Genomic DNA, 12,871 nt, shown 5'->3' on the forward strand with positions numbered 1-12,871 from the left:
CCGGCCCGGTGCCCGGCCTGCCCCCCTTCCCGATTTCCCTGCTTTCCCTGAATTCCGAGGTACCGCCATGATTGACACGCTCCGCGTGCGCGTCGGCCGCGTCGAGCCGCTGGCCGCCGGCATCAAGCGCTTCACCCTGCAACCCTGCGACGGCGGCGCGCTGCCCGCCTTCGACAGCGGCAGCCACGTGGTCGTCCATATGGACGGCGGCCGGCTGCGCAACGCCTATTCGCTGACCAGCACGCTGGGCGAGCCCGGCCACTACCAGATCGCGGTGCGGCTGGAAGAGGCTTCGCGCGGCGGCTCGCGCTATATGCACGAGCAGGTCAGCGAAGGCGACGAACTGCATATCGGCGCGCCCGGCAACCTGTTCAGCCTGGACCACGCCGCCCGCCGCCACCTGCTGATCGCCGGCGGCATCGGCATCACGCCCTTCATGACGCATATCCAGGCGCTGGCCGCGCGCGGCGCGGCGTTCGAACTGCACTACTGCTTCCGCAACGCCCAGTCCGCCGCCTTCCTGGACCTGCTGCCCGCCACGCTGCAGCCCGGCCAGCTTCACCTGTACGAGAGCGACAGCGGCACCATGCTCGACCTCGCCGCGCTGATCGCCGCGCAGCCTGCCGACACGCACGTCTATGTCTGCGGCCCGGCGCCGCTGAACGACGCCGTGGTCAACGCCGCGCGCGCCGCGGGCTGGGACGCGGGCCGCATCCACTTCGAGCAATTCCGCAACGAGGTCGACGCCACCGGCGGCGCCTTCGAGGCCGTGTTGCAGAAAAGCGGGCTGACGCTGCAGGTCGGCGCCGACGAACCGCTGCTGCGCGCCATCGAGAAGGCGGGTATCAAGGTGGACTGCATGTGCCGCGAAGGCATCTGCGGCTCCTGCGAGACCGCCATCGTCGAAGGGCAGGCCGATCACCGCGACCAGTACCTGTCGGATGCCGAAAAGGCCGCGCAGAAGACGATGATGCTGTGCGTGTCGCGCTGCAAGGGCCAGCGGCTGGTGCTGGATCTCTGACCATACCGCGGTCATTAGCAACCTTTTGGTTGCATTTCCCCGTCCGGTCTCCTAACATGCCACCACGAAGTTGCCTATTCATGCCTGAACAAGGAGACCGGACATGGCTTCATCCACCGACCGCATTGAGCGCAGCGTCCTGCTGGCCGCCCCCATCGAACGCGTCTGGCACGCGCTGGCCGACGCCGACACCTTCGGCAGCTGGTTTGGCGTGAAATTCGACGGCGTGACCTTCGCGCCCGGCCAGCGGGCCGTGGGCAGCATCACCTATCCCGGCTATGAATACCTGAAGTTCGACGTAGAGGTCGAACGCATGGAGCCGCCCCGGCTGCTGTCCTGGCGCTGGCATCCGGCGCCAATGGAGCGCGGCCGCGACTATTCGGCAGAACCGCCCACGCTGGTGGTGTTTGAGCTGAAGGAAGCCGAAGGCGGCACGCTGCTGACCGTGGTCGAATCCGGCTTCGACCAGATCCCGCCCGAACGGCGCATGGAGGCCTTCCGCATGAACAGCGGCGGCTGGGACGGGCAGATAGAAAATATCCGGAAGCATGTCAGCGGCGCAGCCTGAAACCCCGCCCGCGCTGGAACTGCGCGATGCGGCGACCGTCTTCGCCGCGCTTGGCGACGAAACCCGGCTGCGGCTGGTGGCAGCGCTGTGCGCGGGCGGCGCGATGTCGATCGCGCAGCTGACCGCGGGCAGCGCCATGACGCGCCAGGCGGTCACCAAGCACCTGCAGGTGCTGGCGCAGGCCGGGCTGGTGCGCGACAGCCGCGCCGGCCGCGAGCGCCTGTGGCAGTTCGAGCCCGGCCAGGTCGAAGCCGCGCGCCGGTCGCTGGAAGCGATCGGGCGGCAATGGGATTTCGCGCTGGCGAAGCTGAAGCTGGCGGTGGAGACCAGTCACTAGCCGCCCAGGCAGTTTTCACCGTTGCTCGCGGGCAATGGACACCCTTTCACTCGCCGCTATACTGGGAGCCCCGCCCATCACAGCGAGAGGAAGCGCGCAGTGGCTGACCATGATCTGTCCAGGCTGAAAATCGACCGCGGCGCCGCCGCGGCCGGCGCCAGCATCCGCCCCCGGCGCAGGTGGCTGCGCTACGCAGTGATCGCGCTGGCCGTGCTGGCCCTGGCCGGCATCGCCATGAAGCTGGCCGGGCCGCGGGCGGTGCAGACCGTCACCGTCACCTCCGCCTATCCCACGCAGAATTTCACCGTGCTCAATGCCACCGGCTATGTCGTGCCGCAGCGCAAGGCGGCGGTCGCGTCCAAGGCGCAGGGCCGGCTGGAATGGCTGGGCGTGCTGGAGGGCTCGCATGTGAAGAAGGACGAGATCATCGCGCGGCTGGAGAGCAAGGACGTCTCCGCCTCGTTCGCGCAGGCGCAGGCACAGGTCCAGGTGGCGCAGGCCAACCTGGCACTGCAGCAGGCCGAGCTGAAGGACGCCGAGGTGAACCTGCGCCGTTCGAAGATCCTGATCGTGCCGAACGCCATCTCTCGCACCCAGTACGACGCCGACGTGGCGCGCTTTGACAAGGCGCGGGCCTCGGTCAACAGTTCGCGCGCGTCGATCGCCTCGGCCCAGGCCAATGCCCGCGCGGCCGAGGTCGCGGTGGAGCAGACCGTGGTGCGCGCGCCCTTCGATGGCGTGGTGCTGGTCAAGCATGCCAACGTGGGCGACAACATCACCCCCTTCTCGGCCGCCGCCGACACCAAGGGCGCGATCGTGACCATCGCGGACATGGAGACGCTGGAGGTGGAAGCCGATGTCGCCGAAGCCAATATCGGCAAGATCCGCGCCGCCCAGCCGTGCGAACTGCTGCTGGATGCGCTGCCGGGATTGCGGCTGGCGGGGCAGGTGTCGCGCATCGTGCCGACGGTGGACCGCTCCAAGGCCACCGTGCTGGTCAAGGTGCGCTTTGTCGACCGCGATGCGCGCGTGCTGCCGGACATGAGCGCCAAGATCGCCTTCCTGTCGCGCGCAGCCTCGGCGCAGGACCGCCAGCCGGTGGTGGCGGTGCAGCCCGCCGCCGTGGTCACGCGCCAGGGCCGGGAGCTGGCCTATGTGGTGAAGGACGGCCGTGCGCATGAGGTGCAGGTCAAGACCGGCGCCAAGCTGGGCGAACTGGTGGCCGTGCAGGGCGTCAAGCCCGGCGACGTGCTGGTGCTGTCGCCGGCCGACAATCTCGGCGACGGCGACCGCATCACCGTGGCCAAGCCGTAGAGAGGACCGCATGAACGCCGCACCGCTGGTGCAGATCAGCCACGTCGCCAAATCCTACCGGCGCGGCGTGCAGACCGTGCCGGTGCTGACCGATATTTCGCTCGATATCGGCGAAGGCGAATTTGTTGCGCTGATGGGGCCGTCCGGCTCGGGCAAGAGCACGCTGCTGAACCTGATCGCCGGCATCGACCGGCCCGACAGCGGCACGCTGCACGTAACGGGGCTGGACATCACGCGGCTGCCGGAAGCCGAGCTGGCCGACTGGCGCGCCGCCAACGTCGGCTTTATCTTCCAGTTCTACAACCTGATGCCGGTGCTGACCGCGTTCGAGAACGTGGAGCTGCCGCTGATGCTGACCAGCCTGCCGCGCGCGGAGCGGCGCGCGCGCGTGGAACTGGTGCTGGACATGGTCAACCTGGCCGACCGCATGAGCCACTACCCGTCGGAGCTGTCGGGCGGCCAGCAGCAGCGCGTGGCCATTGCGCGCGCGCTGATCACCGACCCCGCGCTGATCGTTGCCGACGAGCCCACCGGCGACCTCGACCGCACCTCCGCCGCCGAGATCCTGGCAATGATGCAGCGGCTCAATGCCGATGCCGGCAAGACCATCATCATGGTCACGCACGATGCGCACGCCGCGGCCGCGGCAGGGTCGCTGGTGCATCTGGAGAAGGGAGAGCTGATCCGTGGCGAAATTGCCTAAGTCGTCATGTACGCGCTCAAGCTGATCACCCGCAATGCATTGCGCCACAAGCTGCGCACCGCGCTGACGGTGTTCGGGCTGGTGATCGCGGTGCTGGCGTTCGGACTGCTGCAGACGGTGATCGACGCCTGGTATGCGGGCGCGTCTGCGGCATCCAGCGCGCGGCTGGTGACGCGCAATGCGATCTCGCTGGTGTTTCCGCTGCCGCTAAGCTATGAAAGCCGCATCAAGGGCGTCGACGGCGTGGCCTCGGTGGCGCGCTCCAACTGGTTCGGCGGCGTCTATCGTGATCCCAAGAACTTCTTCGCGCAGTTCGCGGTATCCGACAACTACCTCGACCTCTACCCGGAATTCATCGTGCCCGACCAGCAGCGCGCCGACTACCAGCGCGACCGCAAGGGCGCGCTGGTCGGGCGCCAGCTGGCCGACCAGTTCGGCTTCAAGCTCGGTGACGTGGTCCCGATCAAGGGCACCATCTACCCCGGCACCTGGGAGTTCGTGGTGCGCGGCATCATGGAGGGGCGCGACGAGAGCACCATCACGCGCCAGATGGTGTTCCACTGGGAATACCTGAACGAGACCGTGCGCAAGCGCACCCCGCGCCAGGCCGACCAGGTCGGCGTCTTCGTGCTGGGCGTGGACAACCCCGACAACACCGCCGCGATCTCGCGCAATGTCGATGCGGTGTTCCGCAATTCGCTGGCAGAAACGCTGACCGAGACCGAGCAGGCCTTCCAGCTGGGCTTTGTCGCCATGTCCAACCAGATCATCGCGGCGATCCGCGTGGTGTCCTACGTGGTGATCGTGATCATCATGGCGGTGATGGCCAACGCCATGGCGATGAGCGCACGCGAGCGCACCGTGGAATACGCCACGCTCAAGGCGCTGGGCTTCGGCCCCGGCTTCCTGGCGCTGCTGGTGTTCGGCGAGTCGCTGGCGATCTGCGTGGCCGGCGGCGCGCTCGGCATGCTGGCGACGCCGCCGGTGGCGAGCGCCTTCAAGCAGGCGGTGGGCGGCGTGTTCCCGGTCTTCACCGTGTCGCCCCAGACCATGCAGCTGCAGGCGGCCTGCGCGCTGGCGGTGGGCGTCTTTGCCGGCATCGTGCCGGCGGTGCAGGCTGCGCGCGTGCGCATCGTCGAGGGCCTGCGGGCCATCGGCTAGCGGACGGAGGCTGACGTGGCGATCCCGCTGACCTATATCGCGCGCAACCTGTGGGCCAGGCGCCTGACCACCGCCCTGACCGCGGGCGGGCTGGCGCTGGTGGTCTTTGTCTTTGCCACCATGCTGATGCTGGACGCCGGCCTGAAGAAGACCCTGGTCACCACCGGCGAGCAGAACAACGTGGTGCTGATCCGCAAGGGCGCCGAGACCGAGATCCAGAGCGCGGTCGCCCGCGACCAGGCCAGCATCATGGAGATGCACCCGGCCGTGGCCATGAGCGGCGCGGGCCGGCCGCTGGCCTCGCGCGAGGCGGTGGTGCTGATCTCGCTCACCAAGACCAGCACCGGGCAGCCGTCCAACGTGGTGATCCGCGGTATCTCGGCGCCGGGCATGGACCTGCGCCCGCAGGTGCGGCTGGTGGCCGGGCGCATGTTCCGGCCGGGCTCGTCCGAGATCATCGTCGGCAGCAGCATCGCCGGCGGCTTTGCCGGGGTGCAGATCGGCGAGCACCTGCGCTTTGCCCAGCGCGACTGGACCGTGGTCGGCCACTTCGACGCCGGCGGCAGCGGCTTCGACTCCGAGATCTGGGGCGACGTGGACCAGCTGATGCAGTCGTTCCGGCGCAATGCGTATTCGTCGATGGTGGTGCGGCTGGCGGATACGGCGCTGTTCGACCGCTTTCGCGCCGATATCGACGTCGACCCGCGGCTGGCGGACGAGGCCAAGCGCGAGCAGACCTTCTACAGCGACCAGTCCAAGGCGCTGTCCAGCTTTATCAATATCCTGGGCTTCACGCTGTCCACCATCTTCTCGGTCGCGGCGATGATCGGTGCCATGATCACCATGTACGCCTCGGTGGCCAACCGCGTGGCGGAGATCGGCACGCTGCGCGCGCTGGGTTTCAAGCGCGTCAACGTGCTGGCCGCCTTCCTGATCGAAGCCGCGCTGTTGGGGCTGGTGGGCGGCATTGCGGGCCTCGCATGCGCCGCGCTGATGCAGTTCGCCTCGTTCTCGACCACCAACTTCCAGACCTTCGCGGATCTTTCGTTCCGCTTCATCCTGACCCCTGCCATCGCGCTGCAAACGCTGGCGTTCTCGATGGTGATGGGGCTGGCAGGCGGCTTCCTGCCGGCGGTGCGCGCGGCGCGGATGAATATCGTGGACGCGTTGCGGGCGCGCTGAGCCGGCGCCCGGGGCGGCCCCCGTCCCATCCTTTCCTTGCCTTATTCCACCCGCGCGTCTACAACCCGTAGTGATGCATGCTCCCCGTCAGGCACTGCCGGCGGCCAGTGCACCCCCGGCACGGCCAGCGGCGCCCGATGGCATTACCCCGCAACCCTCTCCGCCAGGACGCCCCCAATGAACCTCGACCTGCTGAGTTCGCTGCTGACTGCCGTCGTGGTGCTGCTGATCGGCACGCTGGTCAACCGCAGCGTCGGCGTGCTGGCGCGCTACAACATTCCCGACCCTGTCACCGGCGGGCTGCTGTTCGCGATCATCGCCTCGGTGGCGCTGGCGGCAGCGGACTTCCGCGTGGTGATCGATCCCGGCATGAAGCCGGTGCTGCTGCTGATGTTCTTCGGCGGCGTCGGGCTCTGCGCCGACCTGCGCATGCTCAAGCGCGGCGGCAAGGCGCTGGTGATCTTCCTGATCATCCTGCTGCCCTATATCTTGGTGCAGAACGTGGTAGGCGTGGCCATGGCCCGGACGCTGGACCTGCATCCCATCTTCGGGCTGGTGAGCGGCTCGATCACGCTGGTGGGCGGCCACGGCACCGGCGCGGCCTATGCCGAGCGCTTTGCCGAGGTCAACAACCTGCAGGCGGTGATGGACCTGTCGATGACGGTGGCCACCATCGGCCTGATCGTGGGCGGCATCATCGGCGGCCCGGTGGCGCAATACCTGATCTCGCACTACAAGCTGCGCTCGACCGCGCGCGAAGCGGGCGACACCGAGGAAGAAGCCGCCGCCATCTCGCCCATCACCACCGTCGGCGCGCTGGCGGCGCTGGCCGGCATGCTGGCCGCGGTGATCGGCGGGCGCTGGATCGCCGCGCATATGCCCGCTGGTCCCATCACCATCCCCGGCTTCCTGTGGTGCATGATGCTCGGCATCGCCATCCGCAACCTGCTGCCCTTTATCGGGCTGCGCTTTGACGACCGCGCCACCGACCTGATTACCAATGTCTGCCTGTCGCTGTTCCTGGTGATGACCATGATGGCGCTGGACCTGGCCGAGGTGGCGCTGTCCGCCGGCCCCTTCCTGCTGATCATCGCCATGCAGGTGGTCTTCATCATCCTCTATGTGGTGCTGGTGTGCTTCCGCTTCATGGGGCGCGACTACGAGGCCGCGGTCACCTCGGCCGCCTTTATCGGCTTCAACATGGGATCGACCGCCACCGCCATGGCCAATATGCGCGCCATCACGTCCCGCTACGGACCGGCACCCACCAGCTACCTGATCACGCCGCTGGCCGGCGCGTTCTTCGTCGACCTGATGAACGCCTTCGTGCTGACCATGCTGCTGGCGTTGCCGCTGATCGGAGGCTGACATGCGCCGCGCCTTCCTCACCCTTCTCTTTGCCTTGCTGGCCAGCGCCTGGCTGGCAGGCTGCGGCGGCGGCCCGCCCGCCGACGGCATCCGCACCGGCATCAACGAGCGGCTGGCGCAGGCGCTGCCGCCGGGCACGGTGGAACTGGCCGGTCTGGACCGGCGCGGCTCGCAGGCCGACACCAAGGCCCCGGCCGGCGAGACCCGCCGGGTGGTGTATTTCGACGCGGAACTGAAGCTGCTGCGCGACTACGACTTCGGCGCGTGGGACTCGCCCGGCGTGGCCGGGTTGGTGTCGGCGCTGGGCGCGGGCCCGCGCGGCATCACCGGCATCACCAGCGGCGGCAACAAGGCCGGCGACATCATCCGCGCGCATGGCACGGCGCTGTACCGGCGCGACGGCGAGCGCTGGGTCGGCGTGCTGCCGGCCGGCTACCGCCCCGCTGAAGCCCCGGCCGTCGCCGCCGATGCGCAAAGGGGTCCGGCGGCGATCCTGGACGCGATGCGCAAGGTGATCGAGTCCGTGCAGAAGGATGCCTCGCCGGCACAGCGCGCCGTGATCGAGCAGGAGCTGACCACCGCGCACGCCAACATCCGCGCGCGGCTGGCACGGGTCAACGAGGGCTATGCCATTGCCGCCGGCGCCGAACACGGCCAGTACCTGCGCTTTGCGAAGGCGCTGGTGGACGGGGCGCGCGTGCGCGCGATCCCGCTGGTCACGCACGGCGGAGAAGAAAATCTGCGGCTGCTGCGCGAGGGCAAGGTGTCGGTGGCGCTGGCGCAGGGCGATGCGGCGCTGGAAGCCTACGAGGGCAAGGGCGCGTTTGCCGCCGACGGCCCGCAAGCCTCGCTGCGCGCCATCGGCAGCCTCTACCCCGAGCCCGTGCACGTGCTGGTGCGCGACGCCGATCCCGCCCGTTCGGTGTCCGAGCTGCGCGGCAAGCGCATCGCCGTGGGCGAGCGCGGCTCAGCCTCGCGCGTGACCGCGCTGCGCGTGCTGGCAGCGCACGGCCTGACCGACAAGGACTTCAAGGCCGAGGAAGTAGGGCTGGGCACCGGGCTGGTGGCGCTGCGCCAGAACCAGGTCGACGCGGTGATCCAGGTGATCGGCGTGCCGGCCGACAGCATCCGCGACGCGCTGGGCGAAATGCCGCTGCGGCTGCTGCCGCTGGATGAACGGGTCATCACCGCGATGGTCGGGCAGAAAGCGGGCTATTTCCGCGCCACCATCGCGCCGGGCACCTATCCCGGCCTGCACACGCCGGTGCGCACCATCGCCACGGCGGCGATCCTGGTGACCGGGCCGGACCTGTCCGATACCGAAGTGGCCGAGCTGACGCGGCTGGTCTACCGCCACGGGCGCGACTTTGTCGCCCGCGGCAGCGCCCAGGGCGCGCAGATCGCCGTGGCAACGGCGCGTGAAGGGCTGATGATCCCGCAGCACCTTGCGGCGGCCAAGGCGCTGGACGCGCTGGCGACACCCGGCGGGACGCCCGCCAAGCCCGGCGGAATGCCCGCGAAGCCCGTTGAAACGCCTGCGAAGCCCGTTGAAACGCCTGCGGCTTCGGGCACCCGGGCGCAGTGAGGCCCGGCGCTGGCCGCCGATCAGCCCGGCGCGCTCGACAAGCCTTCGGCCAGCCGGCAGCGCCGGTCCAGGAAATCGCTGGCGTGGCCGTTGCTGCCAGCCGCCGTGTCGACGGGCTGGTCGATCACGACAAAGCCTGCCCCGCCCTGCCGTTCCTGCACATAGGTGACAAAGATGCCGCGGTCCGGCGGCGCCGCGGCGGCGCTCCCCCTGGTGCTGTCACGCACAAGCTGGAAAGGGTCGACCGCCAGCAGCGGCGCGCCGGCCGGCACAAAGATCGCGCGCACCGGCTTGCCTTCGAGCCGCAGCGTGGTCCAGCCGGTGCCGATCGGACCGGCCGCGCCATTGACCACGGCGCGCGCGGCCGCGCTGATGCAATCGAGATGGATATGCAGCTGGTCCTGGCTGCGCGAGGCGCGGGAATTGATCGCCAGGCCCAGCATGTCGTCAGGCACGGCCTTGCCAAGCGAGCGGCCAACGATGCCGCGCGCGGCCCAGCCGAAGGCCCAGGGGTTGGCGTCTGTGCCGTCCCAGGCTTTGGCATCGTCGATGCCGGTCACCGTCCGTGCCGGGATCACCAGGTAATGCGACTTGCCGATCGCGTCCTTGTAGAGCACCAGTCCCTGGGACCGGTCCACTTGCGCGCAATCGGGATGCGCCGCCGCTGTACTGCCAAGGCAGCGCTGCTGCACGTTGCGCCACAAGCCATCGCGGCCGCCCGACAGGAAGCCGACGACGTTTTCGGCGGTGCAGCCGGCCAGGGCCAGGATGGCCGCCAGCCACAACGCGGGGGCACCGCGCCAACCGCGGGCCGGCTTCAGCGCCGGCACGAAACTCCGTAGAAAGTCCCGGCGCGTGGATTAGACACCACATAGGCGTGGCGCTGCGCCCAGAACTGCGCGGTACGGAAGGCATCGGCCTCGCGCTCGCTCCAATCCGTTGCAAGCAACGGCAGGGCCTCGGCATCGGTGGTGAGATAGACGCGCGCCTGATAGCGGGCGGATTGCAGCGTGCCGGTACGGATGGTGCGGATCGTGACGTGGAGGGTCATAGGCAGCTTCTCGACTAGGCGACTACCAAATCATAACCACTTCCGTGTGTTGGATTGGTGAAACCGTTGCGAATGTGCTAAGGCACCACAGATCTGTCAGGATCCCGCCCCGGCATCGACTTACCCGCATCCTCATGCCTTCGGGAGAAAAACATGCCGGCCAACCCGCTCCGCAAGCCCGCCATCCTTGTGCTGACCCACCTTGCCGCGCTGGCCGTGGGCTTCGCTGCGGGCATCTATGTCCTGCCGATCCTGACGGAGCAGGCCGGGGCCAGTGCCGAGCAAGTGCAGGCTGTGTCACAACAATCACGCTATACGGGCACCTTCCGCAAGGACTTAGCGGGGAGCGACGCCCTGCACTGGGCCAGCGGCCAGCTCCATGTTTCGCCGCACGCGCTTGCGTTTGAAGGCAGCGTTGCGCCGGGGCCGGACTATCGGATTTACCTGGCGCCGGAGTTTGTCGACAACAAGGAGGCCTTTCTTCGGATCAAGGATCGGTCGCTGCAGGTTGGTGAGCTGAAGACCTTTGGCAATTTCACCGTGGCGTTGCCGGCTGGCGTGGATCCGGCGCGGTATGGGGCGGTGGTGATTTGGTGTGAGAGGTTTGGGCAGTTTATTGGGGCGGCGGGGTATCGGTAGTCATCGTCGTGCGATTACTTGTCGCTCTTGGCAGGCGTGGCTGTTTCGCCGGCGTAGCTGGCGAGTCACTTTTTGTCCGAGCGACAAAAAGTAACCAAAAAACGCGTCGCCTATGCGGCTGGCAATCAATTGCACGGCGTTGGTGGTTCGCACGGCGGTGCTTGCCGTTTGGGCGTGGTTGCCCGTTCGACCCTGCTAACGCCATGTGAGTGTGTGGCAGTGCCTGCGATAACCCACTATTGGACGATCCCCATGCAGGGCGTAGGCCGCCTGCTGCCGACGGCATCGCGGGGACGCCTACGGCTGCTGCGCAGGCTCAATATGCGTTGACGGTCATTGGGCGCTTGCGCGGAGCGCAGCCGAAGGCGTTGATGCGATATCGCTGGAGAGCGCGGGCCACCGCCCGACTTGGGGATTGTTCAAAAGCCGGTTATCGAAGGCACTGGCACACACTCACATGGCGTTAGCAGGGTCGAACCGCGACCACATCCAAACGGCAAGCACCGCCGCCTATATGACCAACGCCGCGTAATTGATTGCCAGCCGCATAGGCGACGCGTTTCTCGCCCACGCCCGCCAAGAGCAACAATCGATCGCATGGCAACAACAAGAACACCCCGCAACCAGCGCGAGGATCAGGAAAAAAGGGCCGATCAAACCAACCGGCCCAACGAACCCCGCAATGCAATCCGCAGGTGTCGATATGACAGTTAATCACCCACCCATGCAGGCATCACAACCTGCAAGGCGGGCATCAGGCGATTACGCTCAGAAGCGATGACGCAGGCCAACGGTAGCACCAGTCTGGTTCTCACCGGCCACCACCGTACCAACCCCATTTAGCCCCAGCGCCGAACCCGACTTATTCTTCGAGTAGCCAACATTCAGGTACACATCCGTACGCTTGGACAGCGAGTAGTCCGCCGACAGCACGAACATCCACGGATCCGCATCGCTATTGCGGGTGTCGTTGTAGTAGGCCGCGCCGGTCAACTGGAAGGCAGGCGTGAAGCGGTACTGCGCGCCAGCCCAGTACACGTTGCTGCGGGTCGAAGCGGCGCTGGCGCTCGACACGCCGTCGTCCTTCAGCCAGCGGTAGCCGGCAAACACCTTGGCGTCGCCGAAGGCATAGGCGGTACCCACCGCGGCGCGCTTGGCGGCACGGTCCTGCAGCGCCACGGTGGCGCCCTGGTACTGGTCGTAAGCCGCGCCGACCGAGAAGCCGCCCGCGGCGTACGACAGGCCGCCGCCGAAGTTGCGCGCGACCTTGGGCTCGCCCGGGACTTCGCCGTTGTTGTCGCGGCCGAAGCTGTAGAAGCCGGTGGCGGTCAGGCCGCCGAACTTGCCGGTGTACTTGATGGCGTTGTCGGCGCGGCCGTTGAAGGCCGAGTCAACGCTGTTCAGCGAGTAGCGCGGGCCCACGCCCATCGGGTCGAAGGCGCCGAACAGGTCGTACAGCGAATTCTGCTGGCGGCCCAGCGTGACCGCGCCCCAGCCGCCCTGCAGGCCGACGTAGGCCTGGCGGCCGAACAGGCGGTTGCCCTGGCCCGAGGTGCCGGTATCGATGTCGAACCCGCTCTCCAGCACGAAGATACCCTTCAGGTCGCCGCCCAAGTCTTCGGTGCCGCGCAGGCCCCAGCGCGAGCCGGACAAGTTGCCAGAGTTCAGGCGCGTTGCCGTACCCTGGGCGCCGTTGCTGCCCGGCACGTGGCTGATCACTTCGACACCGGCATCGACGATGCCGTAAAGCGTAACGTTCGACGCGGACTGGGCCGACGCCACCCCGGATACGGCCGACGCAGCCGCTGCTGCCGTCATTGCAAGGAGAGCTTTCTTCACTGTAATTTCTCTGTGTTCTGTTTGAGGCACGACACCGCGCCGGACCCAGGCCGGGTCGGCAAGGCCAACCCGGTCCAGCCGGGCAACCCGGCAACGGCGCATC

13 protein-coding genes are annotated in these 12,871 nt (G+C 67.9%); 10 read left to right on the forward strand and 3 right to left on the reverse strand.

From position 1 onward, the window contains the following. Positions 1 to 67: 67 nt before the first annotated feature. The 9 genes from AC07UK_RS15995 to AC07UK_RS16035 all read left to right on the forward strand — a co-directional run bounded on the left by AC07UK_RS15995 (position 68) and on the right by AC07UK_RS16035 (position 9,239). Complete coding sequence (locus AC07UK_RS15995; RefSeq protein WP_436224854.1) at positions 68 to 1,021, forward strand: PDR/VanB family oxidoreductase; 954 nt, start codon at positions 68 to 70, stop codon at positions 1,019 to 1,021. A gap of 103 nt (positions 1,022 to 1,124) precedes the next feature. Next, on the forward strand, positions 1,125 to 1,589 hold the full coding sequence (locus tag AC07UK_RS16000) for an SRPBCC family protein (RefSeq protein ID WP_436224853.1): 465 nt from the start codon (positions 1,125 to 1,127) through the stop codon (positions 1,587 to 1,589). Next, complete coding sequence (locus AC07UK_RS16005; protein ID WP_436224852.1) at positions 1,570 to 1,926, forward strand: ArsR/SmtB family transcription factor; 357 nt, start codon at positions 1,570 to 1,572, stop codon at positions 1,924 to 1,926. Before AC07UK_RS16000 ends, AC07UK_RS16005 begins: the two co-directional genes overlap by 20 nt. Before the next feature lie 99 nt (positions 1,927 to 2,025). Continuing rightward, positions 2,026 to 3,240, forward strand: coding sequence for an efflux RND transporter periplasmic adaptor subunit (locus AC07UK_RS16010; protein WP_436224851.1), 1,215 nt, complete (start codon positions 2,026 to 2,028; stop codon positions 3,238 to 3,240). Between the two features lie 10 nt (positions 3,241 to 3,250). Next, the gene (locus AC07UK_RS16015; RefSeq protein ID WP_494687572.1) at positions 3,251 to 3,943 is read left to right on the forward strand and encodes an ABC transporter ATP-binding protein; all 693 of its coding nucleotides are present in this window, start codon (positions 3,251 to 3,253) and stop codon (positions 3,941 to 3,943) included. Between the two features lie 6 nt (positions 3,944 to 3,949). Then, positions 3,950 to 5,104 carry an ABC transporter permease gene (locus AC07UK_RS16020; RefSeq protein ID WP_013953730.1) on the forward strand — a complete coding sequence of 385 codons (1,155 nt, stop codon included), beginning with the start codon at positions 3,950 to 3,952 and terminating at the stop codon, positions 5,102 to 5,104. A 15-nt stretch (positions 5,105 to 5,119) separates the two neighbouring features. Then, positions 5,120 to 6,286 carry an ABC transporter permease gene (locus tag AC07UK_RS16025; protein WP_494687573.1) on the forward strand — a complete coding sequence of 389 codons (1,167 nt, stop codon included), beginning with the start codon at positions 5,120 to 5,122 and terminating at the stop codon, positions 6,284 to 6,286. A gap of 177 nt (positions 6,287 to 6,463) precedes the next feature. After that, on the forward strand, positions 6,464 to 7,654 hold the full coding sequence (gltS, locus tag AC07UK_RS16030) for a sodium/glutamate symporter (RefSeq protein ID WP_494687574.1): 1,191 nt from the start codon (positions 6,464 to 6,466) through the stop codon (positions 7,652 to 7,654). 1 nt (position 7,655) lies between these two features. Then, positions 7,656 to 9,239: a TAXI family TRAP transporter solute-binding subunit gene (locus tag AC07UK_RS16035; RefSeq protein ID WP_436224845.1), complete on the forward strand. Its 1,584-nt coding sequence runs from the start codon at positions 7,656 to 7,658 to the stop codon at positions 9,237 to 9,239. Between the two features lie 20 nt (positions 9,240 to 9,259). Here AC07UK_RS16035 and AC07UK_RS16040 read toward each other — a convergent pair whose 3' ends face one another. Together AC07UK_RS16040 and AC07UK_RS16045 are read right to left on the reverse strand one after the other, a co-directional pair. Then, positions 9,260 to 10,069 (reverse strand): CDP-diacylglycerol diphosphatase, encoded by an 810-nt coding sequence (locus AC07UK_RS16040; RefSeq protein ID WP_436224844.1) that lies wholly within the window; start codon positions 10,067 to 10,069, stop codon positions 9,260 to 9,262. Further along, a complete protein-coding gene (locus AC07UK_RS16045) occupies positions 10,057 to 10,290 on the reverse strand; it encodes a CDP-diacylglycerol pyrophosphatase (RefSeq protein WP_436224843.1) in 234 nt (77 codons plus the stop codon). Before AC07UK_RS16045 ends, AC07UK_RS16040 begins: the two co-directional genes overlap by 13 nt. 153 nt (positions 10,291 to 10,443) lie before the next feature. Here AC07UK_RS16045 and AC07UK_RS16050 point away from each other — a divergent pair, with 153 nt between their 5' ends. Further along, a complete protein-coding gene (locus AC07UK_RS16050) occupies positions 10,444 to 10,929 on the forward strand; it encodes a DM13 domain-containing protein (RefSeq protein WP_436224842.1) in 486 nt (161 codons plus the stop codon). A gap of 768 nt (positions 10,930 to 11,697) precedes the next feature. Here the strand turns inward: AC07UK_RS16050 and AC07UK_RS16055 are convergent. Beyond that, on the reverse strand, positions 11,698 to 12,768 hold the full coding sequence (locus AC07UK_RS16055; protein WP_041228713.1) for a porin: 1,071 nt from the start codon (positions 12,766 to 12,768) through the stop codon (positions 11,698 to 11,700). Positions 12,769 to 12,871 lie beyond the last annotated feature (103 nt).

It is taken from the genome of Cupriavidus sp. GW821-FHT07C08 (assembly GCF_059419025.1).

What these genes read in the sequence shown, in the direction of transcription:
- AC07UK_RS15995 (WP_436224854.1), top strand. Translation starts at nt 68, where the DNA reads ATGATTGACACGCTCCGCGTGCGCGTCGGCCGCGTCGAGCCGCTGGCC.
- AC07UK_RS16000 (WP_436224853.1), top strand. Translation starts at nt 1,125, where the DNA reads ATGGCTTCATCCACCGACCGCATTGAGCGCAGCGTCCTGCTGGCCGCC.
- AC07UK_RS16005 (WP_436224852.1), top strand. Translation starts at nt 1,570, where the DNA reads ATGTCAGCGGCGCAGCCTGAAACCCCGCCCGCGCTGGAACTGCGCGAT.
- AC07UK_RS16015 (WP_494687572.1), top strand. Translation starts at nt 3,251, where the DNA reads ATGAACGCCGCACCGCTGGTGCAGATCAGCCACGTCGCCAAATCCTAC.
- AC07UK_RS16020 (WP_013953730.1), top strand. Translation starts at nt 3,950, where the DNA reads ATGTACGCGCTCAAGCTGATCACCCGCAATGCATTGCGCCACAAGCTG.
- gltS (WP_494687574.1), top strand. Translation starts at nt 6,464, where the DNA reads ATGAACCTCGACCTGCTGAGTTCGCTGCTGACTGCCGTCGTGGTGCTG.
- AC07UK_RS16035 (WP_436224845.1), top strand. Translation starts at nt 7,656, where the DNA reads ATGCGCCGCGCCTTCCTCACCCTTCTCTTTGCCTTGCTGGCCAGCGCC.
- AC07UK_RS16045 (WP_436224843.1), bottom strand. Translation starts at nt 10,290, where the DNA reads ATGACCCTCCACGTCACGATCCGCACCATCCGTACCGGCACGCTGCAA.
- AC07UK_RS16050 (WP_436224842.1), top strand. Translation starts at nt 10,444, where the DNA reads ATGCCGGCCAACCCGCTCCGCAAGCCCGCCATCCTTGTGCTGACCCAC.